The organism is Roseivirga misakiensis, assembly GCF_001747105.1.
GTDB lineage: Bacteria > Bacteroidota > Bacteroidia > Cytophagales > Cyclobacteriaceae > Roseivirga > Roseivirga misakiensis.
In genome coordinates this window covers 53,272-77,402 of record NZ_MDGQ01000002.1, presented here as the reverse complement: position 1 = coordinate 77,402, position 24,131 = coordinate 53,272, and the positions used below count along the sequence as shown (strand labels likewise).

16 protein-coding genes are annotated in these 24,131 nt (G+C 39.9%); 7 read left to right on the top strand and 9 right to left on the bottom strand.

Going from position 1 to position 24,131, the window contains the following annotated elements; translation table 11 throughout:
* Positions 1-25: 25 nt before the first annotated feature.
* A complete protein-coding gene (locus tag BFP71_RS00310) occupies positions 26-1,312 on the top strand; it encodes a hypothetical protein (protein ID WP_069833466.1) in 1,287 nt (428 codons plus the stop codon).
* Positions 1,313-1,360: 48 nt separating this feature from the next.
* On the opposite strand, the gene BFP71_RS00305 is transcribed toward BFP71_RS00310, so the two are convergent.
* The 3 genes from BFP71_RS00305 to BFP71_RS00295 form a co-directional block, all read right to left on the bottom strand.
* Positions 1,361-2,035, bottom strand: a complete 675-nt coding sequence (locus tag BFP71_RS00305; RefSeq protein WP_069833465.1) for an ABC transporter ATP-binding protein — start codon at positions 2,033-2,035, stop codon at positions 1,361-1,363.
* A 139-nt stretch (positions 2,036-2,174) separates the two neighbouring features.
* Entirely contained in the window at positions 2,175-4,574 is a 2,400-nt protein-coding gene (locus BFP71_RS00300) for an ABC transporter permease (protein WP_069833464.1), read from the bottom strand.
* Positions 4,575-4,609: 35 nt separating this feature from the next.
* Complete coding sequence (locus BFP71_RS00295; RefSeq protein ID WP_069833463.1) at positions 4,610-5,833, bottom strand: Pycsar system effector family protein; 1,224 nt, start codon at positions 5,831-5,833, stop codon at positions 4,610-4,612.
* A 143-nt stretch (positions 5,834-5,976) separates the two neighbouring features.
* Here BFP71_RS00295 and BFP71_RS00290 point away from each other — a divergent pair, with 143 nt between their 5' ends.
* Complete coding sequence (locus tag BFP71_RS00290; RefSeq protein ID WP_069833462.1) at positions 5,977-6,807, top strand: SdiA-regulated domain-containing protein; 831 nt, start codon at positions 5,977-5,979, stop codon at positions 6,805-6,807.
* 186 nt (positions 6,808-6,993) lie between these two features.
* Positions 6,994-10,671 carry a metallophosphoesterase gene (locus BFP71_RS00285; protein ID WP_069833461.1) on the top strand — a complete coding sequence of 1,226 codons (3,678 nt, stop codon included), beginning with the start codon at positions 6,994-6,996 and terminating at the stop codon, positions 10,669-10,671.
* 12 nt (positions 10,672-10,683) lie between these two features.
* Here the strand turns inward: BFP71_RS00285 and BFP71_RS00280 are convergent, their stop codons facing one another.
* Entirely contained in the window at positions 10,684-13,719 is a 3,036-nt protein-coding gene (locus tag BFP71_RS00280; protein ID WP_069833460.1) for a PAS domain-containing protein, read from the bottom strand.
* A 112-nt stretch (positions 13,720-13,831) separates the two neighbouring features.
* On the opposite strand from BFP71_RS00280, the gene BFP71_RS00275 reads away from it, so the two are divergent.
* Entirely contained in the window at positions 13,832-14,602 is a 771-nt protein-coding gene (locus BFP71_RS00275) for a response regulator (RefSeq protein WP_069833459.1), read from the top strand.
* Here BFP71_RS00275 and BFP71_RS00270 read toward each other — a convergent pair.
* The 4 genes from BFP71_RS00270 to BFP71_RS00255 form a co-directional block, all read right to left on the bottom strand.
* Positions 14,599-15,513, bottom strand: coding sequence for a hypothetical protein (locus tag BFP71_RS00270; RefSeq protein ID WP_069833497.1), 915 nt, complete (start codon positions 15,511-15,513; stop codon positions 14,599-14,601). The genes BFP71_RS00275 and BFP71_RS00270 overlap by 4 nt on opposite strands.
* A gap of 82 nt (positions 15,514-15,595) precedes the next feature.
* The gene (locus BFP71_RS00265; RefSeq protein WP_069833458.1) at positions 15,596-16,012 is read right to left on the bottom strand and encodes a c-type cytochrome; all 417 of its coding nucleotides are present in this window, start codon (positions 16,010-16,012) and stop codon (positions 15,596-15,598) included.
* 90 nt (positions 16,013-16,102) lie between these two features.
* The gene (gene lysA / locus BFP71_RS00260) at positions 16,103-17,335 is read right to left on the bottom strand and encodes a diaminopimelate decarboxylase (RefSeq protein WP_069833457.1); all 1,233 of its coding nucleotides are present in this window, start codon (positions 17,333-17,335) and stop codon (positions 16,103-16,105) included.
* A 94-nt stretch (positions 17,336-17,429) separates the two neighbouring features.
* Positions 17,430-18,440 (bottom strand): T9SS type A sorting domain-containing protein, encoded by a 1,011-nt coding sequence (locus BFP71_RS00255; RefSeq protein WP_069833456.1) that lies wholly within the window; start codon positions 18,438-18,440, stop codon positions 17,430-17,432.
* A gap of 131 nt (positions 18,441-18,571) precedes the next feature.
* Here BFP71_RS00255 and BFP71_RS00250 point away from each other — a divergent pair, with 131 nt between their 5' ends.
* The 3 genes from BFP71_RS00250 (at position 18,572) to BFP71_RS00240 (ending at position 21,716) form a co-directional block, all read left to right on the top strand.
* On the top strand, positions 18,572-20,149 hold the full coding sequence (locus BFP71_RS00250) for a sensor histidine kinase (RefSeq protein WP_069833455.1): 1,578 nt from the start codon (positions 18,572-18,574) through the stop codon (positions 20,147-20,149).
* Positions 20,142-20,846, top strand: a complete 705-nt coding sequence (locus BFP71_RS00245; RefSeq protein WP_069833454.1) for a response regulator transcription factor — start codon at positions 20,142-20,144, stop codon at positions 20,844-20,846. Before BFP71_RS00250 ends, BFP71_RS00245 begins: the two co-directional genes overlap by 8 nt.
* A 147-nt stretch (positions 20,847-20,993) precedes the next feature.
* Complete coding sequence (locus BFP71_RS00240) at positions 20,994-21,716, top strand: 1-(5-phosphoribosyl)-5-[(5-phosphoribosylamino)methylideneamino]imidazole-4-carboxamide isomerase (protein WP_069833453.1); 723 nt, start codon at positions 20,994-20,996, stop codon at positions 21,714-21,716.
* Between the two features lie 6 nt (positions 21,717-21,722).
* On the opposite strand, the gene BFP71_RS00235 is transcribed toward BFP71_RS00240, so the two are convergent.
* Entirely contained in the window at positions 21,723-24,095 is a 2,373-nt protein-coding gene (locus BFP71_RS00235) for a TonB-dependent receptor (protein WP_069833452.1), read from the bottom strand.
* Positions 24,096-24,131 lie beyond the last annotated feature (36 nt).

Genomic DNA, 24,131 nt, shown 5'->3' with positions numbered 1-24,131 from the left:
ATTTGGCTTATATTAGACCTAAGCCATGGAAAACATTCATTATCCTATTTTTTCAGAATTCAAGGAAGTTGACCTCTCCGACCTATCCGTATCGGACGTAAAAAGTCTTTTACCGGCAACCAGTTTTGAATCAATCATAGAGAAATACAGTAATGGAGATATTGAGTTCTTAGTCAATGCCGATATATCATCTGAAGACTTTGAAGAAAAATCTTCTTTCAAAGAACGTTTGATTTATACACTTTTCAATCGACTGCCGCTCTTCGTTATTTTTGGATTTGTTGCTAGTGGTATATTAGTGAGCCCGTGGTATCTCTTAGGTTTGCTAGCCTTTCCTTTAAGTGCCTTCATAACTCGGCCTACTTACCATATCAGATTCATTATTTATACACTCCTTCTATTGGGAGGAATTTATTCTGTTGTATTTCAAAACAACATATCCGTCTTTATCGGGCTCATCACTGTACTTTTCCTTTTGATTTGGCGGCACTACAGAGACAAAAAGAAGTTGGATACAGTCATTAGGGCTTCACTTGAAAATGAGACCTCGTTTCTCGAAAACTATTTGAGCAATAAGCTCCTTATCGTGAATAGCGATCGAATATTTAATGCTCCGCATGAAACTGATGAAGTGCTTCAAGAATATATGACTAAGCACCCCAAAGAGTTATCTCTAGACGATAAACTATTCTTTTGTAAACAGTGCAAAAACAAAGGTTTCGATAGATATCATGGAGTTGTATGCGGTTTAACGGAAGAAAAACCAACCTTTCATTCAAATTGCCCTGATTATGAGATCAACCGAATTGACGCGAAAAAACAAAATGATAAATACGCGAAAAGGGAGTCATGGAGTGAACAGGCAATCTTTTCTACGAAACTGTCTTTCATACTAATCGACGCCTTGTTTATTGCTATAACAATCTCTGCTATAAACACATTAATCAACGACCAACCGATGGCCTTTTTGACTTCAGGGATTATTTATTATCTGAGGGATAGTGCTATGATAATACCGGATTTCGTGCATTTTATATTACCTGCACTGCTATTGATACTAAGTATCTTTTCAAGACTCAAGTATAAAGAAGCCTTGCTTTTAGCAGCAATTTTAATCGCTGTAGACGCCGCACCTATGATTTTTATGAACCAATATATGTATGAGCCACATGCCCGAGTCATCGCCATACTCGGAATTTTTTCAGGGTATTTTAATGTAGAAAACGCCAAAATATATTCCAGCAATTTGGCCAGCTCCAATGCCTTTCTGATGCACTATTTCAATTCTCAACCAAATAACAATAAGTCATAAAAAAAGCCATCTCGATTTAACGAGATGGCTTTTTGAAGTTTTGTGAATTTAGTGCCTATCATCCGTATCCATACCACCATCGACCAGATTGATGGTACGTTTTCCGTAAGCCGCATTGGCTTTGGAGTGCGTTACTTGAATGATCGTCATACCTTCCTCATTCAGCTTTTGGAAAAGCTCCATAATTTCTTCGGCTTGATCGGAATGTAAATTACCCGTTGGCTCGTCTGCCAATAATAGTTTTGGCTGACCTATCAATGCCCTGGCAACGCCAACAAGTTGCTGCTGTCCACCAGAAAGCTGTTCTGGGAATAAGTCTTTCTTGGCCACCATTTGGAAACGATCGAGCATTTCAGCTACCAAACTTTTTCTTTCAGAAGACTTTACGCCTTTGTAAAGCAGTGGCGTTTCAATGTTTTCATACACCGTCAGTTCATCGATGAGGTGATATGCCTGAAACACGAATCCAATGTGGTGCTTATGCAAGTCCGAACGCTTGCGTTCTTTCATTTTATGGATGGGTTCATCAAAGAAATAGTACTCACCAGAAGAAGGTTCATCGAGCATTCCTATGATGTTCATCAGGGTAGATTTACCAGCACCACTGGGCCCCATAATGGTGACAAATTCACCTTGTTCGATTTCTAAATCGATTCCTTTAAGGATAAAGGTTCGCTGGTATTTAGAATCTATATACTTATCAATGTCTTGTAGTTTTATCATTTGTCTTTTTTAAAGTTTTGACCTGAAGCGTTTACCAATTTGTATGCCAAGAGCTAATATATTGATTTTCGGGATTAAGCGAATATTCGAGCATCGAAATATGTACGATCCCGACCACCCTTGTTCGATTATGACACTCTCATTCAGACCTTAATGCTTTTACTGGATTCGATTTGGCCGCCATTGTGGTTTTATAACTAACAGTCAAAAGTGCGATGGCCAAAGCTCCCAAACCAGCGAACAAAAACGTAGTGATCGATAGGTTTACAGCAAAGGCAAAGTTCTGCAACCACCAGTTGGCTAGATAATACGCGACGGGTGAAGCGATCAGAATGGCGATTATAATCAAAGTGGCAAAATCTTTTGAAAGCAGGTATAGAACTTGCCCCAAAGAGGCCCCCAAAACCTTCCTGACACCTATCTCTTTGATTCGTTGTTCTGTCGAAAAGGAAGCTAGACCAAACAAGCCCAAGCAAGCAATACTGATGGCCAAAATGGCAAAGTAGATGATGATTTGACTTAACTCTTCTTCGGTACTATACAGTTGATTTAGATCGTCTTCCAAAAAAGAATATTCGAATGGTTGGGCAGGCGCAAACTTAGACCATTGAGAGGCCACAAACTGAACTGTTTCATTAGTATCATTATCACCTAGTTTAATAAACAGGTGTTGGAAATTAGGAAGAAAGTTGGCATAAAAGCATGATTCTGTTTTGCGTTGCAGTGGTTCAAAATTGATATTATCGATGAGGCCGATAATCCTTTTCTTTTCCCATTGACCCTGGAAATTTCTTACTTCGATCATTTTACCCACTGGGGCATCTAAATTTAATTCACGTGCAGCTTGCCGATTGATAATAATCGCATTTGTAGAGTCAGTCGGTGTTTGTGGGTTAAAATCACGTCCTTCAACAACCTCCACTTCCATAGTGCTCATGTAATCAAAATCGATGTTGATTCCAGCTAAATTCAATCCCCCTTCATCGTCAATGACCGTTTCTGATTTCACGAACATGATCGGCCTCAAACCACCTGGTTTACTAAGCGTGGCCGTTACACCTTCAATATTTGGATGATTGATTAGTTCATTCTTAAATGTGTTTAACTGCGGGGTAACGGCCTGATTGGTATTTGAAACAACCAAAATATTGTCCTTCTGAAAGCCCAACGATTTGTTCTTCATATAGCTAAGCTGATTGTAGACCATTGTAGTCCCGATCATCATGACGATGCTTATGACGAACTGAAAAACAACCAGTGCCTTTCTAAAGAATCCCGAGCTTCCCATACCAGGTATAAGCTTCCCTTTCAAAACAATCGCTGGACGAAATGCTGATAAGAAGAGTGCTGGATAAAATCCAGACCCAAACCCAATGATAACGATCACTGCGATGAGCAATCCAATAACTTCTGGATTCAAAATCATATCAGCACTTAGAGATTTATTAATGTAGTCTCCAAAAGGCTGTATTAGTAATAGCACCAACCCTACCGACAGAAGTGTTGATATAACGGTGAGCATAATGGACTCACTCAAAAATTGAGTCACTAACTGTTTTTTGTAAGCCCCTAAGACTTTTCTAATCCCAACCTCCTGTGCTCGCTTTGCCGATCTGGCGGTAGCTAAATTCATATAGTTGATACCAGCGATCAGCAGTACAAAAACTGCTATGGCAGTAAAAATATAGACCACGTCCATACTGCCATTGGTCACAATCTCATTTCTTAGATTTGACTTTAGATGGATATCTTCGAAAGCCGTTAAATCAGGGTTGACAGTGTTTCGGTTATCCTCGGGGACATTTTTATCACGAAGCTCGATCATCTTGGCCGAAACCCGATCAGCAAATTTTGGATCTGTCAACATGATGTAAGAGTAAAACCCTTGGCCTCCCCAGTTATTCAATCCATTACCTTGGCTTCTTAAAGTCTCGATCGAAAGAAGCATCTGAAATTGAATGTGTGAGTTCTGAGGTAAATCTTTCAATAGACCCGTCACAGTATAGTTTCTTTCGTTTCCTCCCTTTACAGTCAATTCTTTGCCTATAATATCAGTAGAACCGAAATAGCGCATGGCAGCACTTTCCGTTAAAACAACTGTATTAGGAGCGTCTAAAACATCTGAAGCTACGCCTCTGAGGAGTTCGAAATTGAAGAATTCTAGGAATGTGGAATCGGCGTAGAAGTGGTTTTCTTCCTTAAATAATTCGGTATCAACTTCAATGATAATTTGCTGCCCTGCCCCGCCAATCCGGGTAAAAGCTGTTACCTCTGGCAATTCATTATATAGGGTTGGAGCTAAAGCAGAACCCGAATTTGGGTATTTATAATTGCCACTTGAAAGTTTTAGCTCATTGTTGATTCGAAAAATTTTATCGCTATCCGCATGAAATTTATCGTAACTCATTTCATAACGAACTACTAATACAATCAGCAAAAAGGCTGTTATTCCTAAGGTGAGACCCAAAATATTGACTCCGGCATAGCCAGGGTTTTTACGAATCGTTCGAAGGACGATTAAAAAATAGTTCTTGAGCATAGCGATAGACTTAGTATAACTAAGCTACGCTTTTTCTAAAAAGTGTAAAACCCACCTTGTTCCTGCGGTGGAAAAAGTAACATAGCGCACACAAATGCCAGAATTGACAGTACAAAACCGATCATAAATGTGGTATAACACCTGCGGAGAAGCTTATATTTCTTACCCAGAACAACGCCTAAGAAGTAAATATCTTTGATCATACTGCCGTACAGGTAATCGGCATTTTTCATCATCTCCTTCATGGCCCAATCATACCGATCGAGTTTCATCTTGTGGAAGTTACCAAAGAAAAGGAGGTTAGTTTTTCTGTTTAATACGTCATCATCTGTAAATACTCCAGATGATACATTGGGTCTTGTTGCTAATATAGCCAATACAATTGTGGTCAAGCAGACAATGACGAGCATTATAGTTGGAATTACTAGATTTGGATACTCGTTCAATTTCCGGATCAAAACGGACACCACTACAGACAGAATGATCGTATTGACAGAAATCATGATGTTGGCCTTATTGTCGGCCATAGCGCTCAGCTCCAAATGATTTTTAGAGGTGGTTCTAAACATAGTTTCCACACCACGATCTGGCTTAAGCGTAACTTTCTTTTCCAGCTTGGCCACTTTAGCCTCAAGCTCGGCTATATATTTGGCCTCTTTCTTCTTGTTCTTGTGAGCTTTTTTGATCGTTTGCAGATTCTTGTCTTTGATTGGCTCTAAAACTTGTTTCCCGTAAGGGGTGAAGAATTCATGGTCTTTGAAAAACTTAAAGTTCATCTCATTCCATTCATCATCGGCAATATCTTGGCCTTTCATTTGCTCAACTTCCTTGTGCATTTTAGCCGACATTTTCTGGTAGTCGTTACAAGCTAAATGATGCAAATCGGCGTCGCAAATTACCTGCTCTAGCAGACTTTTTGGGCTTTGGGGCATTTTGGTTGCCTCTATACAACCCACAACTTTCTCGATTTTTTCTTCAGAATAGGACTCTTCGGCTAAGAAGGCTCTGGCAATTTTAGCCCCTGCCTGCTCATGGTTTTCACATCCTTCTCGGTATCCTGTGTCATGAAACCAAGCTGCGATCGCGAGTATTTCAAGATCGTCAGCTTTGAATCCACATTCCTTACCGATTGTTTGAGTCGCCTCTACAACCCTACTTGTATGGTAGTCATCGTGGTATACGAACTTTTCTGGAATTTCATTTTCCAGAATTTTCTTGGCGTAAGCCTCGGTCTTTTCTACAATATTTTTGCCTGCCACAAGTCGGTTATAAAGCTTATAAATATAAGCTGCTCATTTTAAATTACATACAATGGCCCTTTTTGTTTGACCTAATCGATACAATAAGACATCAAGTCTCTTGTATCTTGAATCATAAGCTGCGTACTTTTGTTCCATTGATCATGAAAGAAACGACCAAGACATTCTTTATTTTACTATTGCTGATAAATTCTTTTGCGATAATTGGTCAAGAGCAAAACAAGTTGTCTTACGACATCAACAATCCTGACGAGCGTTTCGTTCTACCCGAGTATTTAGAAGAGGTTTCTGGCCTTACTTATTATCAAAAGGATCAGCTGGCCATGCTCAATGATGAAAAGGGTCGCATGTATGTTTTAGACCTGAACACAAAAAAGATAATCCATCGGGTACGCTTTGAGGGAAACGGTGATTTCGAAGGCATTGAACGCGTAGGCGACTATATCTATGCTATTGAAAGCAATGGAAAGCTCTATCGGTTCAATGTGAAAATGGAAGGTGTTGTTGAAAAAATTAAGACGCCTTTTGACTCCGATAATAATGTGGAAGGGCTAGGTTATGACCCACAGACTAATCACCTGTTAATCGCCCTGAAAGACGAAGGTGATATTAAAGAAGTAAGCGTAAAGGGCAAGGCTATTTATGGCTTTCATTTACCGAGTGAAGAATTCAAGAAAACACCTCTTCACGTTGTTAAGCACAAAGACCTTGAGCGTGTACTTGGGGACAAATATAAATTTAAGCCATCTGGAGTGGCTGTTCACCCCATTACCAGAGAGGTTTATATCATTGCGGCGGCAGGTCAAGCACTTTTGGTATGCAGCCCGTCAGGCGAACCTTTACATCTAAGCAAGCTGAAAAGCAGAATTTTTCCTCAGCCCGAGGGAATTGCCTTCTCTCCAAATGGGGATATGTTTATTTCCAATGAAGTAGACGGAGAAGGTGGCATAATTCTAAAGTTTAAAGCCAAATAGTGCTATATTTTTTAGGTGGATTGAAGTTCGATAGGCCTACTTTCATGGATATGCCAAAACTATAGTTTCTCCTTTATTTGAAGGCTTAAACTAATCTATATGCTATCTTCCATTAGCAAATGTAATTTTAGAAGAACTTTTTTGAAGTCTAAAATGGTTTATTGACCAGTCAAACCTCTCATCAATATGAAAAACCGCCTGCTAATTGCGCTCTCACTCCTGTTTATTATCGGATTTAACCTCCACGGTTTTCAAGAAAAGCCAATTCATTCTGTTTTCTTAATTGGAGATGCCGGAGAACCTTATGAAAACCCTGTCCTTACGCTATTAAAAAAGGAGTTAGACAAGGTTGGTGACAAAGGAAGTGTGGTTTTTTTGGGAGACAATATTTACCCGAAGGGTATGCCACCAGTAGGGCACTCACTAAGAACTGAGGCAGAAAAAGCAGCAAAGGGTCAGATTGAAGCAGTAAAAGGCTTTAAAGGAAATATCGTTTTTATTCCTGGAAATCACGACTGGGCTCAGGGAAGAGATAATGGGTTAGAATGGCTGAAGTTACAAGAAGAGTACGTTGAAAATGCACTAGATAGTGCAGATGTTTGGTTGCCTTCAAGAGGTTGCCCAGGACCAGTAGAAGTAGATCTAAATGATAAAATTACATTAATCGTTATTGATACGCAGTGGTTCTTGCATAAAGGTGACAAGCCCACACTTGGCTGCGGAATCTTGAGCTTAACTCAAGTTGCCTCACTATTCCAAGATGCTTTAAAAAGGAATGCGCACAAAAAAGTAATTGTTGCATCGCATCACCCCATGTACACTTATGGTATCCATGGTGGCGTATTTAGTGCAAAAGATCATTTATTCCCTCTAACTGCTTCAAAAAAGCTTAAGAACCTATATATCCCGCTTCCGGTAATAGGGTCTATATATCCACTGTACAGAAAGTGGTTCGGCAACATTCAAGATACCTCCCACCCGCAATACAAAAGATTTAGAGATGGTATGGTATCACTTATGTCTGAACATCCTGATATAGTTCATGCGGCAGGACACGAACATGCTCTGGAGCATATTGAGAAAGATGGAATGCACTATATAGTTAGTGGCTCTGGCGCTAAAAACAACGCTCATGTGAAGCAGAAAGGTGATGCTCGATTTGCCGAAAACACCATGGGTTTTGCCAGACTGGATTACTACGAAAATGGTAAAACAGAATTACACTTTTTTACCCCTGAAAATGAACAGGCAAAATCCTTATATACCAATGTAATTTCAGAAAAACCATATAGTCCAAAACCAGAGGATCTTTTGGAGGCCTATAGCAACATATCTTTTGAAGGAAGAGACACCGTTTTTTCGGCGAGTAAGAAATACATCGGACGGTCTAAGTTCCATAAGTCCTTACTTGGTGAGAATTATCGAAAAGAGTGGGCCGCGGAATTAACTTTCCCAATTTTCGATATTGCCACAGAAAAAGGAGGCTTGACTGTTCTGCAAAAAGGTGGTGGTCACCAAACTACTTCGCTGAGATTAGAAGCTGCGGATGGCAAACAATATGTACTCAGGTCTATGGATAAGAATCCAGCCTTGACACTTCCGCCAGAGTTGAGGAATACGTTTATAAAAAGTGTGGTACAGGATGGTATCTCGGCATCACACCCTTATGCTCCGCTCGTTGTTCCGCCTTTAGCAGATGCGGCAGGAATCTTTCACGCCAACCCAAAAATTGTTTATATACCAGACGACCCTCGGTTTGGAATTTATAGAAAAGAACTCGCAAATTCTTTAGCCCTATTCGAAGAACGTGTGAATAAGAAACAGGCAAAAGAAGAAATGTTTGGGGCTGCTGATGATGTAGTTTCCAGCCCTGACTTATATGCCAAACTGAAAAAGGATAACGACAATATGGTCGATCAAAAGTTTGTTGTCAGAAACAGGCTTTTCGATATGTGGCTTGGCGACTGGGACAGACACGATGACCAATGGCGATGGATTGAGTACGATGGAAAAGATGACGAGAAGCTCTACAAGCCTATTCCTAGAGACAGGGACCAAGTGTTTTTTGCTGGCGAAGGCGCCTTTAAGAAGCTCGCTGCCTCAAAATGGGCACAACCCGCTTTTAAGGGTTTTGAAGAGGAAATCAGCTATACCCCAGCTTATGGATTCTATAGAATACGATGGTTCGATCGCTATTTCATGACTGAACCTTCACTAGAAGACTGGATTACTCAAGCCAATGAGTTGAAGGCTGCACTCACAGATAAAATCATTGAAGATGCTATTAGAATCTGGCCAGACGAGATTTATGACCTTCGCGGTGAGGAAACGATCAGAAAGCTAAAAACAAGAAGGGATCAGCTCGCCAAATCTGCTGAAGATTATTTCAGATTTATATCTAAAGGGGTGGACGTTTTAGGGAGTGACAAACGAGAGCAATTTGAAGTAGAGCGAATTGATGATGAAAATACAAGGGTATTGGTCAGGAAAATCACCAAAAAAGGCAAACTCGATAAAGTCCTTTATGACCGAACCTTTAAAACTTCCATCACAGACGAAGTAAGGCTTTTCGGTTTCGGTGGCGAAGATGTTTTCAAAGTAACTGGGGATGTAAAGAAGAGTATTTTGGTGAGGATCATTGCTGGTGATGATAATGACATAATTACAGATCAGAGTAATGTCAAAAACGGCAAGAAAAAAACCATCGTTTACGACGAACTTACAGGAAACGAACTAAGCCCAAGTAAAGAAACCAAAGATTTAAGGACAGATGACGATCCTGAAATAAACAGGTATAATATGGAGGAGTTTGACTTCGATGTGAGAATGCCTCTTCTCTCTTTTAACTTCAACCCAGATGATGGAATTTTCCTTGGGGCTGGTATGATGTTTAAAAAGGATGGTTTCAGAAAAGAACCATTTGCCTCGAAACAGAGCTTTACTGCCAACTATGCTTTGGCAACCTCTTCTTACAACATTGAATACAGTGGAGAATTTACTGATGCTATTGGCAGGGCTGATTTTCTTTTTGATGCCAGTGTGAAAGCTCCAAATTTTGTGAACAACTTCTTTGGCTTAGGTAATGAAACTGATTACAACGACGATATTGATTTAACATTTTATAGAACCAGGTTCCAAGAAGTTTCATTGAGCCCATCATTGAACATTAATATCGGTACTAAGGCCAACCTAAATCTAGGTACGCACTACACTAGAATAGAAATTCAGGAGAGCCAAGATCGTTTCATCAGTGACTTTACCAATAACGGTCTTAATGCAATTGGTTTGTTTGATGGAAAAGAGTATTTGGGTGGAAGTATCGGATTACATTTTGATACAAAAACCGATGAACTCGTACCAAAAAGAGGCATCACTTTCAATACATCTTTGATTTATAATGGAGGGTTAAATGACAACTCTCAAAATAGTGCGCAATGGAATTCGGACCTAACTTTTCGTTGGGCATTAGGGCCTTTTGAAAGAACTTCCCTAGCAACAAGAGTCGGATACCAAAAAAGCATTGGTGACTTTGAATTCTTCCAGGCCAGTCGCCTAGATGGTTTTAATACACTCAGAGGTTATCGAAGGTTCAGGTTTGCAGGAGAAAGCAGTTTTTACCATCAGTTAGACTTGAGAATAGACTTATTTGAATGGAGAAACTATATCCTACCATCTAAAGTGGGCTTAATTCTTTTCAATGATATCGGAAAAGTTTGGGTAGATGGTGAAGATTCTGAAACCCTGCATCATGGCTACGGTGGTGGTTTTTACATCACCCCTTTTGGAAGTTTTGCCGTGAACTTACTTTTGGCGAAATCTGAAGAATCAGTACTGCCTTTGGTTAAATTTGGATTCTACTTCTAAGGCTTAAAACCGTTAGTTTAGATCGGGAAGGGTCACTGTAAAAGTAGTCCCTTCATTCACTTTGGTCTTGTAATTAATGGTGCCGCCGTGCATTTCTACAAATTGCTTCACGATCACCAACCCGAGACCTGTACCCTCGATATCGCCCACGTTTGAAGCTCTTGAGAATGATTCGAAAAGGCCGTCTTGGTCTTTCTTAGGTATACCTATACCAAAATCTGTAACAGATAATTTTACCGCTTTCTCTTCGAAAGAGATCAGTAATTCCGGGTTCATTTTACCGGCTGAGTACTTCAGTGCATTGTTCAGCAGATTGGAGAGTACATGACTAATTAATAGGCTATCCAATAAGACTTGTCGCTCGTTCCCTTCAGTCTTAATTTCGATTTCTCGATTCTTGAATGGCACCGAATTTTCTAAAACCACTTGCCTGGCAATACCCGTTATAGAAGTTATCTCCTTATTCAATTTGGCTTTGCCAACGTCTAACCTACCTAGCGTAAATACATCTTTAAGTAAAGAATTTAGTCGCTCAAGCTCGGTTCGGATTCTCGTAACATGCTTGGAGAGCTTCATATCTACCGGAACATTTGCCTTATCTAGGTACATGGCAATCAGCTCATTACTTGATTGAATAGTCGTAAGCGGTGTTCTAAACTCGTGGGAAGCCATCGAGATGAAACTTGACTTCAGTTTATTCAACTGACGCTCTTTTTCAAGCACTTTTATAATTTCGGAAATGTCTCTGGTAGAAGACTGAATGAATTTAGTTCTACCATTTGCTTCCAAAATTGCCGTCATGGATATGCCGACCCACAAATACTCCCCATCTTTTTTCTTTAATCTAAATGAGGTAATAGTATCCTTCCTACCGTTTTTAATCGTGTCGGATATGGCATGCTTTAATTTATCTTTATCTTCTGAGTGTACATACTGATAAATATCAGTCATCCCCATCACCTCTTCGACGGTAAGGCCAGACAATCTGTAGCAAGACGGTGAAACGAAGGTGAATCTTCCATTCAAATCGTGAAGTGCAATGACATCCCCAGAGTTCTCTGATACGAGCTTATACTGCTCCTCTTGTTTCTTGAGCTTATCTTCAGTGATCTTCTTTTCGGTAATATCCGTTTTATTGGACCTTATAAAAATCGCCTCACCATCGTCATTCACGATGATACCACCTGTAACTTTTACCCAACGCCATTCGCCTGATTTATGTCTAAACCTAAACTCGGCTGAACTGTCTTTCACTTTATTTTCAATTGCCTCTTGCATAGAGTTGGCTATTTGAGGCAGGTCTTCTGGGTGAATAAACTCAGTCGTGTTTCTACCCAGCATTTCTTCAGGCGTGTAGCCCATGGTATCTTTTATGGAAGGGGAAATAAATATATAATCTCCTTTCAAATCCATAAGAGAAACTATGTCATTCGAATTTTCAGTGATCAGCTTATAGCGCTCCTGACTTTCTTTCAGCTTTTGCTGCGCTTCTATTCTATCAGTTACATTTCTGGTAGACGTTTGTAGGTAAATCGCTCTACCTGTTTCATTATCGAAAATAGCCCCAGCAATTGTTTCTAACCATTGCAGATTTTTGTTCTTATCATAAGCTTGGTATACGAGCGATGCAGTTTTCTTTTCCTTTTGAATAACAGGTAAAACAGCCTCTTTTAACTGCGTTCTATATTCTTCCTGAATAAATTCACCCAAGCCTAGTTTTTGCATTTCCTCGGGTGTATATCCTAACACATCGGTGGAGGAAGGGCTTACAAAAACAAACTCACCAGTTAGCTCAAGTAGACAAATACAATCACTCGAGTTTTCAGAAATCAACTTGTATTTGGCTTCACTCTCTTGTAATTGAGACTGTGCCTCTTTTAAGGAAGTAATGTTTGATAAGGAGCCAACGGCGCGCTGAGGTTGACCATTAGCCTTATAAATTATCCTAGCCTTGAAAAGCGCCCAAATAATACGCCCTTTATTAGCCACTAGTTTAATTTCTAAAGTAAGGTCGCCTAACTGATCTTTATAGGCCGCTTGAAGCTCGTTTGTAAATATCTCTTGCTCATCCCCGATGATGTACTTTGACATTAACATATCATCGAGAGGCCTGTCGACGGGAGGCAAATCCATACCTTCCCAAAATTGTGGTGATAGGTAGGAATATTTGGAAACGAAGTCGTATTCCCAGATAACATCATTGGTTCCTTCGACGGCCAACTGGTAGCGCTCGTTACTTTCTTTTATCTCTCTCTCGAGATTTTTTCTAACCGTTACGTCCTGAAGTATTGTAATAAAACACTCTTGGTTTTGGAATTCCAGCGGCATTGTGGAAGCACTGACCCAAAAAGATTCACCATTCTTATTTGTAAGGAGAAGTTCGTGATTCTGAACATGCCCATATCGAGCCAAATCTTCTAAGTAAGCTTTTCTGCCTTCGAAATTTTCGTAAAACTGTATTACTTTTTTACCTAAGAAATCCGACGGCGACATTTCATAAACCTTGAATAAGATTTCATTGGCAAAAATTGATGTTCCTCCCTCTTTGGTCGAAATAAATACCGGATCTGGCAGTGCATCTACGATACTCTTCAGCCGTTGTTGACTTAGTTCTAAGTTTAGTCGAGACCTACGAATACTATCGATATCGATACTAATTCCATCGATTCTAATCGGTCGTCCATCTTCGAAAAATACACTTACTCTATCACGCGCATAGCGGTACTCAACACCCTTTCTTTTAACCCTATAAGAATAACTAGCTAGGCCCGTCCCGAGCGCATTAACCACCTCCTCTAATACACGATCTCTGTCATCTGGATGAATGAGTTGCTGCCATTCTTCAATAGTTTTTGGAGGTGCTTCAAGTTTCTCTTTATTACCGTGTTGCGCCAAAGGATCATTATGATAGATGATTTCATATGGCTCAGAGGTAAGGTTGATGGACCAAACGGTCTCTGTCAAATTAGAGATCACGGAAGAGAGATCGACCTCTCTAATCTTTGCATCCGCAAAATCGTTTAATGTATCTCTAAAAATGTTTTCCATCACAGAATTACCTCTTCAGGGGTGAAATTGATTATTTTTAAAGTACTATTTTAATGGTATTGAGCCAATTAAAATAATAATTTCAGATATTCACCTAAATAAAGTTTTTAACATGGAACAGGCATATAGCCAAAGTCCGAGGATATTGATTGTCGAAGATGAGCCGTTTATCGCGGAAAATCTGCAAGAAATGTTAAGTATTTTCGGCTACGACGAAACTGAAGTCGCCAACTCCGCTAATCAAGCTATCAAAGCAATTAAAAGCTCAAGACCAGATTTAGTTCTTCTGGATGTCAAAATTAAGGGGGATCAAGATGGTATTGAACTAGGGGCTATTATTAAAGAGCAATACAAAGTTCCATTTGTCTACATTACCTCATATTCAGATAAAGAAACTATAAATAGGGCAAAGCATACGCAACCGCTTGGCTTCATTGTAAAGCCTTTCACAAAAGACGATGTTTATGCAGCTATAGAAGTAGCCCTTTTCAATAAAAATAGAGTCGCTGGAAATTCCACTAAGGATCGTATGATCTCGGCTAACCCGACCACTTACAGCAATGATTCGATCTTTGTTAAAAAGAAGAGTCTACTTGAAAAAATAAAATACGAAGACCTTCATTGGATAGAAGCTGATGGTAATCACATTACCATTCATGCTAGCGATGGAAGAGATTATACTATCCGTAAATCTTTGAAAGAGATTACCGACAAACTGCCCAAGGATAGGTTCTTAAGGGTTCATAAGTCTTTTGTGGTTTTAGTAGAAGCGGTAACCGCTATTGATACTAATTTCGTATATCTCGGAGAAAAGAAGATTCCTATAGGAAGGTCTTATTACAATGCCTTCACCGCAACTCTGAATACCATCAGCGCTAGTTAGTTTCTGGTATACCGATAAAGTACTACAGGTTGGTTATTGGCCAATTCACTGATCGTATAAAATTGATTTCCATTGGTGTGCCATGCGATAGCCTCACCTTGTGGTTCGACTGTATAATTTAGTCTCTCTGGGGTAGTACTTAGTAATTCTCTAATACTCTCTGAACCTGTTTTAGACCAGTGATAGATATTGAGGTAGTTTTTCAAAACTACTTCATTGCCATCAAATGAAATATCACCAGCAGTAATCTGCGTAAATGGCAATACGGTAACCCTTTCAGCCGTATCCATTTGAGCAACATTTTGTGGGAATGGCAATACGTATAGGATTACGCTCGCTTCTCTTTTAGAGACTATGTATAGATCATTGTTAGAAGGGTCTACCATCAAAGCTTCCGCATCTCTGGGGCCGTCTTCGTATACATAGTTGATTGTTTCTGCGCCTGAAAGTGTTGACGAAGCAGGAATGCTTCCTGTATTCAGATCAGGCTCGGGAACTCTGTAAATGGTTCTGTCAGGCCGAACAGCCCGATTGTCACCAATATCCCCAACATATAAATAATCTGTACCTGGTGTCGGGCCTGGGCCTATTGCCAAGTCCTCCCAATCTAGGTTTTGTGCACCATCAATGGTAAATCGCCCAATATCGGCGCCAGCTTCATCCATAAGAAAGAGCTGTGGATTTCCGCCACTATCATTGTGAGACCATAAGTAGTTCGAATTGGATCGACTATGGGCTAATCCTGAGGCTTCATCAAGATCAGAAATTTGGATTTCTCCCAAAGACTGACGATCAGAAAACAAATCACTTACTTCTTGATCATCTGACTGGGGGTTGGTGTCCGGACCAGATTCTTTGCAACCGTTGGCGCAAAGTGATAAAACGACTAAGGCAGTTAATATCCTTTTCATGATGAACTTAATTGAGCTTACAGTATTTCTGTACATCACTTTAGCTATTAACTGCCTATCAAAATTTTTAGTATTGAAGTAGCTACTTCAAACTTGCTCTTACCTTAGCTACTTTATCTTTTGTAAGTGTAGACTTAGCCTTATTTCCCCACGAATTCATCACGTAGTTGAGCACATTGGCAATATCCTCATCATTGAGGCCGCTCGCTGGCATTACTTGGTTGTATTTAGTGCCATTTACTTCAATTTCACCTGATAGCCCTTTGATCAACCCTTCAATAGCTCTATCAACGTCTTTCATGAGATAGTCAGACTTGGCCAATGGAGGAAATACTGTTGGTATACCTTGTCCGCTATCCATATGACAGGCTAAACAGACTGCGCTATACGTACTTTTACCTGCCTCCATACTCTTTTTGAGCGCGTTGTCTTGCTCCTTTAAAGTAAATGAAGCCATCATGATTCCAAGAAGGACAACGATTTGAATTGATCTTTTCATAACTTATTTGCGTTTCAATTGTATGCTAAAATACTGATTTATCGATTGGTACAAGCAATATGCCAAACAGATAAATTCTTGAAATAAAGATTAGATATCAATCTCTATCTGGTTTCTAACCAAATCTTCGAATACCTCCCGTTTTCTAATCAGATGAGCTTCGCCATTAAGTATTAAAACTTCTGCTGGTCTCAATCTAGAATTATAATTAGAAGCCATGCTAAAGGAGTACGCTCCGGCATTTTTAAAGGCTAAAATATCACCTGCTTTCACTTCATCAAGTTTACGATCCAACCCGAAAGTATCTGTCTCGCATATGTAACCCACAATCGTGTAAACACGCTTCGTATCCGATGCATTTGAGATATTAACAATCTCATGGTAAGAATCATACATCATGGGTCTGATCAGATGATTCATACCAGAATCCACGCCTACAAAAACCGTAGCTGGGGTAGTTTTCACCACATTCGTTTTTACTAGAAACAGCCCAGCCTCACTGACAATATATTTTCCAGGCTCAAACCACATTTCTAAATCTCGACCATAGTCAGCACAAAAACTTTTAAAAGATTCGGCAAGCTTGTTACCTAAGTCCTCAATATCGGTAGTAATATCACCCGTCTTGTAGGCCACTTTAAAGCCTGAACCAAAATCTATGAACTGAAGATTTTCGAAATTTTTTGCAGTGTCAAAAAGTATCTCAGAAGCCCGAAGAAAAACCTCTGCGTCAAGAATATCCGAACCAGTGTGCATGTGAAGCCCCACAACATTCAAATCGTAAGTTTTAACGACACGAAGAATATGAGCCATTTGATAAATGGAAATTCCAAATTTCGAATCGGCATGACCAGTTGATATTTTCTTGTTGCCCCCCGCCATTATATGCGGATTTAGTCGAATACAAACCGGTACAGATCCATGATATTCGTGCCCAAACTGCTCAAGAATAGAAATATTATCCAGATTGATCATAACACCAATCTCAACTGCTTCCTTGATCTCTTCGAAAGAAACACAATTGGGGGTATAAAGAATTTGTGCTGGTTCAAAACCAGCCATCAATCCTAGTTGAACCTCTTGAATAGACACACAGTCCAACTCAGAACCATAGCTCCTCAAAAGCTTAAGTATCGACAGATTAGTCAAAGATTTACAAGCATACTTAACTCTCAACTTTACGTCACCAAAGGCGTTATTGAGGCGATCGAACTGTGCTTTTATCTTGTCCGCATCATAAACGTAAAGCGGTGTACCGTGAGCCTCGGCCAAGTCGACCAAATCTACACCCTGTACATTGTATCTGTCGTTTTTAAGTAACATGATCAATAAATTGAGCGGCAAATATAAGGGCTTAAAAACAAAAAAGAGGAAGCTTTTCTGACTTCCTCTAGCTAAACAAATTGAAAGCGTTACTTTATTCGATAATTACTCTTTTTGTCAATGCTTTATTGTTCTGGACTACCTTCATAATGTATATGCCAGGCTCCTCACCGCTTAAATCAACTCGGAAATCGTATCGCCCATCTCTAGGTTTACCATTACGGTTATAAACCTCTCCTCCGTTTGGATCAATGATCACTACTCTAATTTCAGAATCGCTGCCTGTCTCAAGTTCTACATCAAAACGGCCATCGCTCGGGTTGGGGTAGAAATTGATATCTCTAAGCTCAAGGCTTTCCATTTCTTCCGTTCCAGCTGTTTCTTTATCTTTTTCATTCGCTGATCTTACAAAGACCTTGATTCTAGAAATCACTTTCACGTCATCGTCGTCGTAATCACCATTATACCTCCAAGTTCGGAAAGCGCCATCCTCCTCATGGTCGAAATCGAAATCAAAGTTAAAATTCATCCCTTTAAAGCGATCTTTAAGTACGTCTCTCAAGGAATCCATATCGAAAACTTCGTCATCATTGAAGAAGAAGCGCCCGTTATTATTTCCGAAACTGAAACGTTGAACCAGAGAATCCATGTCCATGAAGTCGTCATCATCAAAACCGAATGAGAAGACATTAGGACCGAAACCCTTCATCATTCCTCTAAGACTACTTCTCAAAGAGTCGATATCGAAATCATCGTCATGATCCCAAAAACTCTTACCAGGTCCGTTATGTAAAAAAATCCTAGGTGAAACGTTTCCGCTTCCAAAAGAGAGTGAGGAACTCAGATCAATGCCATACTTTTCCAAATCTGGATCATTCTTCATTTCCTCGTGAGAGTCATAAGTTTTCTCAAATGTCGTCTCATCGTTGCCTACTTTTTTGATGACTTTCAGCTTCACTTTTCCATCCTCGGTCGTTGAAATTGATACCGATTGACTTTCACTTCTATTTTCCGTTTGTGCTTGTACAGTTTGACCAAACCCTACAAACAAAATCAGCAGCGCAAGGGCCGCAAATTTTAATTTTTGTTGTCTTAAATAATTCATAAATGCATAATCGTTAATGACTTGATATAAAAGTACTTGTATCAAATGCAAAACGATGTTAAAGGACGGTTAAACGATGTTAATTATTGTTAACCTAATACTGTAGGGCAATAATTAGAGTACTTTTGGGTATGACTCGTGTACGAATCCGATGGTTAATTGGCTTACTTAGCTTTGCCCTTCTGGGCTTAGTAGGGTTCCAGTATTATTGGATTAGGGAGGTCACTAAAGTGAATAAAGAACGCTTTAATCAGAGTGTAAACGAAGCGCTCAATGACGTAACCCAAGAACTAGCTATACAACAAGGCATTAGTTTTTTAGAGAACAATATGGGCGTAAGACCACCTCTTGAGCCCGCTGGCCCACCGATTTTTAGAGACTCACTCAGGAATGCGTCGGACGTCAACAATCCCGAAACTATTTCTGCCACGCCTATGCCTCCACCAGAAGAGTTTTTGCAGGCATTTTTCAGTGTTCAATTCGACGAACGAACAGGACAAGTTTTAATGGAGATAGATTTCGAGGCCTTCTCGAAAGCCATGCCAAATAACTATGCAAACCGAGGTATTGACCCAAGGCAACAGCGCCGCCAAATGGAACAACAACTCAACATGTTGAAACGCAGATGGGCCAATCATTTAGCTGGTAGCGAACAACTTTTCACCAGAATAGACCCCGTCAAACTTGATACACTGATCGATCAAAGTCTAGAGAACCACGGTGTCAATATTCCTTACAACTATGGAATTCTTCATGCGCCTTCGAATGAGCTAAAGCTTCTTAACGCAAACCAAGAGAGTGATCGTGAGCGTATTAAAACTTCGGATTTGAAAGTGAATCTCTTCCCAATGGATTTAATTGATAAGGAGTTTTTTCTTGCGATTGATTTCCCAAAGCAGAAAAGATATTTGATGAATAAAGCCATTATTCCACTTTCAGCTTCTGGCCTTTTACTCATTCTAGTCATTGGCTGTTTTGGTTACGCTATTATGGTTATCCTAAAGCAAAAGAAGATATCTGAGATTAAAAATGACTTCGTGAATAACATGACTCACGAATTTAAAACGCCTATAGCCACTGTTTCATTGGCCACCGAGGCGCTGCAAGACGACGACTTAAAAAGTAATCCTTCTATTGTCGATCGCTATGTCCAAGTCATCAGGGATGAGAACAAAAGACTGGGTATGCAGGTAGAAAAGGTATTACAGATTGCGAGTTTAGATAAGAAGGACTTTAAACTAAAGTTTGAGGAAATAGATATTCATGGCATTATAGAAAAGGCCTTGGTCAATATCGATATCCTTGTGAAAAAGCGAGGCGGAGAAATTACCAGTCAGCTTCATGCAACGAATTCTGTATTAGAAGCAGACCCTGTCCACCTCACAAATATCATTTACAATTTACTTGATAACGCAAATAAATATTCCCCAGAGGCGCCAAATATCCACATAAGAACAGACAACATTTCGTCTGGTATAATTCTTAAAATAACGGACAAGGGTATTGGCATGTCTAAAGAGGCCATCGAGAAGATTTTCGAAAAGTTCTACCGAGTTTCTACTGGAAATGTTCACGATGTAAAAGGTTTCGGCCTCGGCTTATCCTACGTTAAAAACATCGTTGATATGCACGAAGGGTCCGTTAACGTAAAAAGTGAACTCGGAAAAGGAAGCACATTCAAAATATATTTACCTTTTAACCATGGCTAGTTTCAAACTCTTACTCGTAGAAGACGACCTAAATTTGGGTCAAATTTTAAATGAATACCTCACCCTGAAAGGGTATGAAACAAAGCTCTGCAGAGATGGAGAGGAAGGGCTTAATGCCTTTAAAAGAGAATCTTACGATTTGTGCCTATTTGATGTGATGTTGCCGAAGAAAGACGGCTTTTCCATGGCCAAAGAGATTAGAAAAAATGATTCTGTAACGCCGATCATATTCTTGACCGCAAAATCGATGAAGGAAGATACGGTGGAAGGTTTTAAAATTGGTGCCGACGACTACATTACAAAGCCCTTCAGCATGGAGGAACTTCTACTGAGAATCCAAGCTATTTTACGACGAACAGCAGAAAAGAATCCGCAGATTTCAGATCAGAAGTCTTTCGATTTTGGACGTTTCCATTTCGACTATGACAAACAAATACTGAGTGAAGGTGATAACCAAACGAAGTTGACCTCAAAGGAGTCTGAACTCTTAAGGCTGCTTTGCTTGCATATGAATCAGCCGTTAGACCGATCGGTAGCCTTAAAGCTAATCTGGAGAGACGATAGTTACTTTAACGCCAGAAGTATGGACGTTTATATTGCCAAGCTTAGAAAGCATTTAAAGGTGGACCCTTCCGTACAAATCATGACATTACACGGTTCTGGCTTTAAGTTGATCACAGATGCCGAAGCATCTTGAGCTAGTCTAAGATTTGCCTTGGAAATCTCCTGAATAATCGTTATGTTCATAGGCTTCGCGCATAACAATTATTTAAACCAGACTTTACCCTCGCTGGTCTAAAAATTGCTATTTTTGGCCCATTTCAGATTTGTACAGGAGAAAAATATGATTCAGATTATACCTTCAATTTCAATTATCAACGGTAAACTTACTAGACTTAAGCAAGGAGACTATTCAAGCGAAAAAGTCTATAAAGATAGCCCAGTTGATATTGCCCGTCAGTTTGAAGAGTATGGTATTCAAAAGATTCATATTATCGACTTAGACGGCGCTAGAAAAGGTAGCCCCATAAACTATCACATTCTAGAAGCAATTGCGGGTTATACTAATCTAAAAATCGATTTTAGTGGGGGTATTTCTACTGATGGTGACATTAGCAAAGCTTATGAATACGGAGCGACTTCTATCACTGCCGCTTCTATAGCTATCGATAAAAAAGAACTCTTTTCCTCTTGGATGATGTCTTATGGTCGTGAAAAAATCACGCTCGGTGCAGATGCCAAAAACGGAAAAATTGCCATACGAGGATGGCAGAAAAATACCAATATCGATCTAGAGGAGCATATTGACTTCTTCTACATGAGAGGCATTAAGTATGTAAAGAGCTCTGATGTTGAAAAAGATGGAATTCAAGAAGGACCAAACTTCGAGATGTACGAGGGTTTAGTAAAGAAATTTCCAAATGTCGATTTCCTAGCTAGCGGCGGGGTAAGATCCGTCGATGATATTAAGAGACTAGAAGATATCGGTGTTAAAGGTGTAATCTTTGGTCGAGCTTACTATGAAGGTAACCTAAGCTTGAAAGACATCGAAGGCTTAATGAAGTAGAGGCTCCTAAAAAGTATAGCTCAGTTTCAAGCTTATATTTCTTCCCAAATCATCCGCGTAATACCGAAATCTATTTAAGTAATCGCGATAGCTGTTGTTAAAAAGATTGTCAACCGACATGAATACGTTCAACACGTGATCATTACTTATCGGCCAATCAAAGCCACCACTTAACCCAAAATTGATATAGCCACTCGGAGGTGCAGTGAAGTCGAAAATACTAGGGTCGTTGGCAAATAAATCCACGTCATTCCTATTGGCTTCTAATACGTCATCGATGGATATGACTCTTGGGGCATTTCGCTGCTCTGAGACTGCCGTAAAGCCAAAAGAAATGTATGGCTTTTGCAGTTTCCCTTCACTAAAGTGATAGGAGAGCGAGCTCTCTAGTTGACTGGTTGGAATATTAATCAGGGGACTACTCAGGCTACGGTCTTCGGCCCGAATAAGTGACAATCTTGTATTGGTACTCAAACGCTCCGAAAAATCATAGTCTAAATCCACATCCAATCCATAAAGTAATGCATCCGTCTGTCTATATCTGAATACTGGAAATGCGCCTCTAATCGTTAACTCCACGCTCTCTGGTCTCAAGAATATATAGTCATCGATTAGGTTATAATAACCCGAAATACTCAGGTTCATATTGCTTGTTTGCCGTTCTAAACTGGTAATCCATTTGATCGATTTTTCAGAAACCAACTGATCATTCCCTTCTTCGAGCGCAGCCGCACCATGATGTAATCCTTCACTGTAAAGCTCATTTACATGTGGAGCGCGCCATGCAGTTCCAATATTGGACCTGATCGTCCATGAATTGTTTAAAAAGAAAATAGCACCTGCAGAACCCGTTAAATTGTTAAAATCGAACTCTGGCTTTTGCAATACATTATTCCTATCAAACCTTTTAATCAAATAGTGTTTAAAGTCATACCGTGCTCCTATTTCAAGTTCATATCTCGGCTGAATGTACCTACTAATCACATGTGCCCCAGCGGTGGTATTATTGAAATTAGGGATTAAAGGCCTGATTCCTGTTTCAGAATCATTGACATTACTTTGGTACATAAATGACGCTCCCACATCCCACTTCCAATCTCCCTTTGCAGGCATGTCCAAATCAACATCAAAAGTATGGGTATTAAGACTCAATGATAAAGCAGGTATTTCAGAACGACCTGCTCTTCTGACATCAAATTCTTTCCTGATATTGCTCTGAAAGCCGTACTGAACAGAAAAGGCTCCAATATGACCATTAGCTTTGAAAAGCTGGTGGGTTACATCTTGGAAAGGGTTATTGATATCATAACTGAAGTCTTCAATAAATAGTGGCCTATCACTCGCAATTGCCCTCGCCAAATCCGTGAGATTACCAATGTGGGCGCTTCTTAAAACGCCAAGTTCCGTATTGAAACTGCTATAAAAGACTTCAAAACCACGATCTTCTTTGTGATACCCCAAACCAACAGAAAAGTTGCGTTCCTCAGAGCCTGTATTTGTGAGCCTATAATCTGCCGCTCTCGCATCTCCAGACTTTTTAAACGTGCCTTGAACGCGCCACCCAAAACCATCAAGTCCTGAAATGCCACCTTCTAGCAAAACAGAAGTCGCATATAAACGGCTGTTCGAAGCACCTACAGCATTGATCTTTCCAGCAAAAGAGGCTTCTCTAGGCAATTCTGAAGGATTCACTAGAATAACACCACCGATCGCATCTGGACCATATTTTACAGCTGCTGCACCTTTTATTAAACTCAAGTTATTCGCTACAAAAGGATCAATTTCTGGTGCGTGCTCTTGGCCCCACTGCTGACCTTCTTGCCTGATACCATTATTAAGAATTAAAATCCTGTTACTGTGAAGCCCATGAATTACAGGTTTAGCAATGGTAGGGCCTGTCTGCAACATATTTACACCACTGATGTTAGTTAAAGCCTCTCCCAAGGAAACTCCTGCCGTTCTATCCAAGGCTGCTGCATCTAATTCGGAGACTTTTAGTGTGGCTATTTCTTCGACCTTTTCTTCTTCAACTGTTACGTCGCCCAAGTTCTTAACATCTACAGCCAAGCGAACTTCAATCTTATTATTTCCTTTTTTTAGTTTGTAGGTCTTTTCAAATTTCTGGAACCCTACAAATCGGACGATTATCGAAATATTCTGAGCACATACTTTCGGGACTTCAAAAGTTCCGTCTATCTCATTGACTAAGGTTTGTTTTGAGCTGCCTTCAATAATCTCTACTGTGGCCAGAGGCACAGGCTCTCCATTTTCGCTGGAAAGAACTACCCCTGAAATCTCATAGTCACAATACTTTTGACCACTAGACACAAAGCCCAATAGCAAAAAGGTTAAAAAGAATGTGAGAATGCGTCCTAACATTTTGCAATAATAGATGTTTTTGCAACATCATTGCAA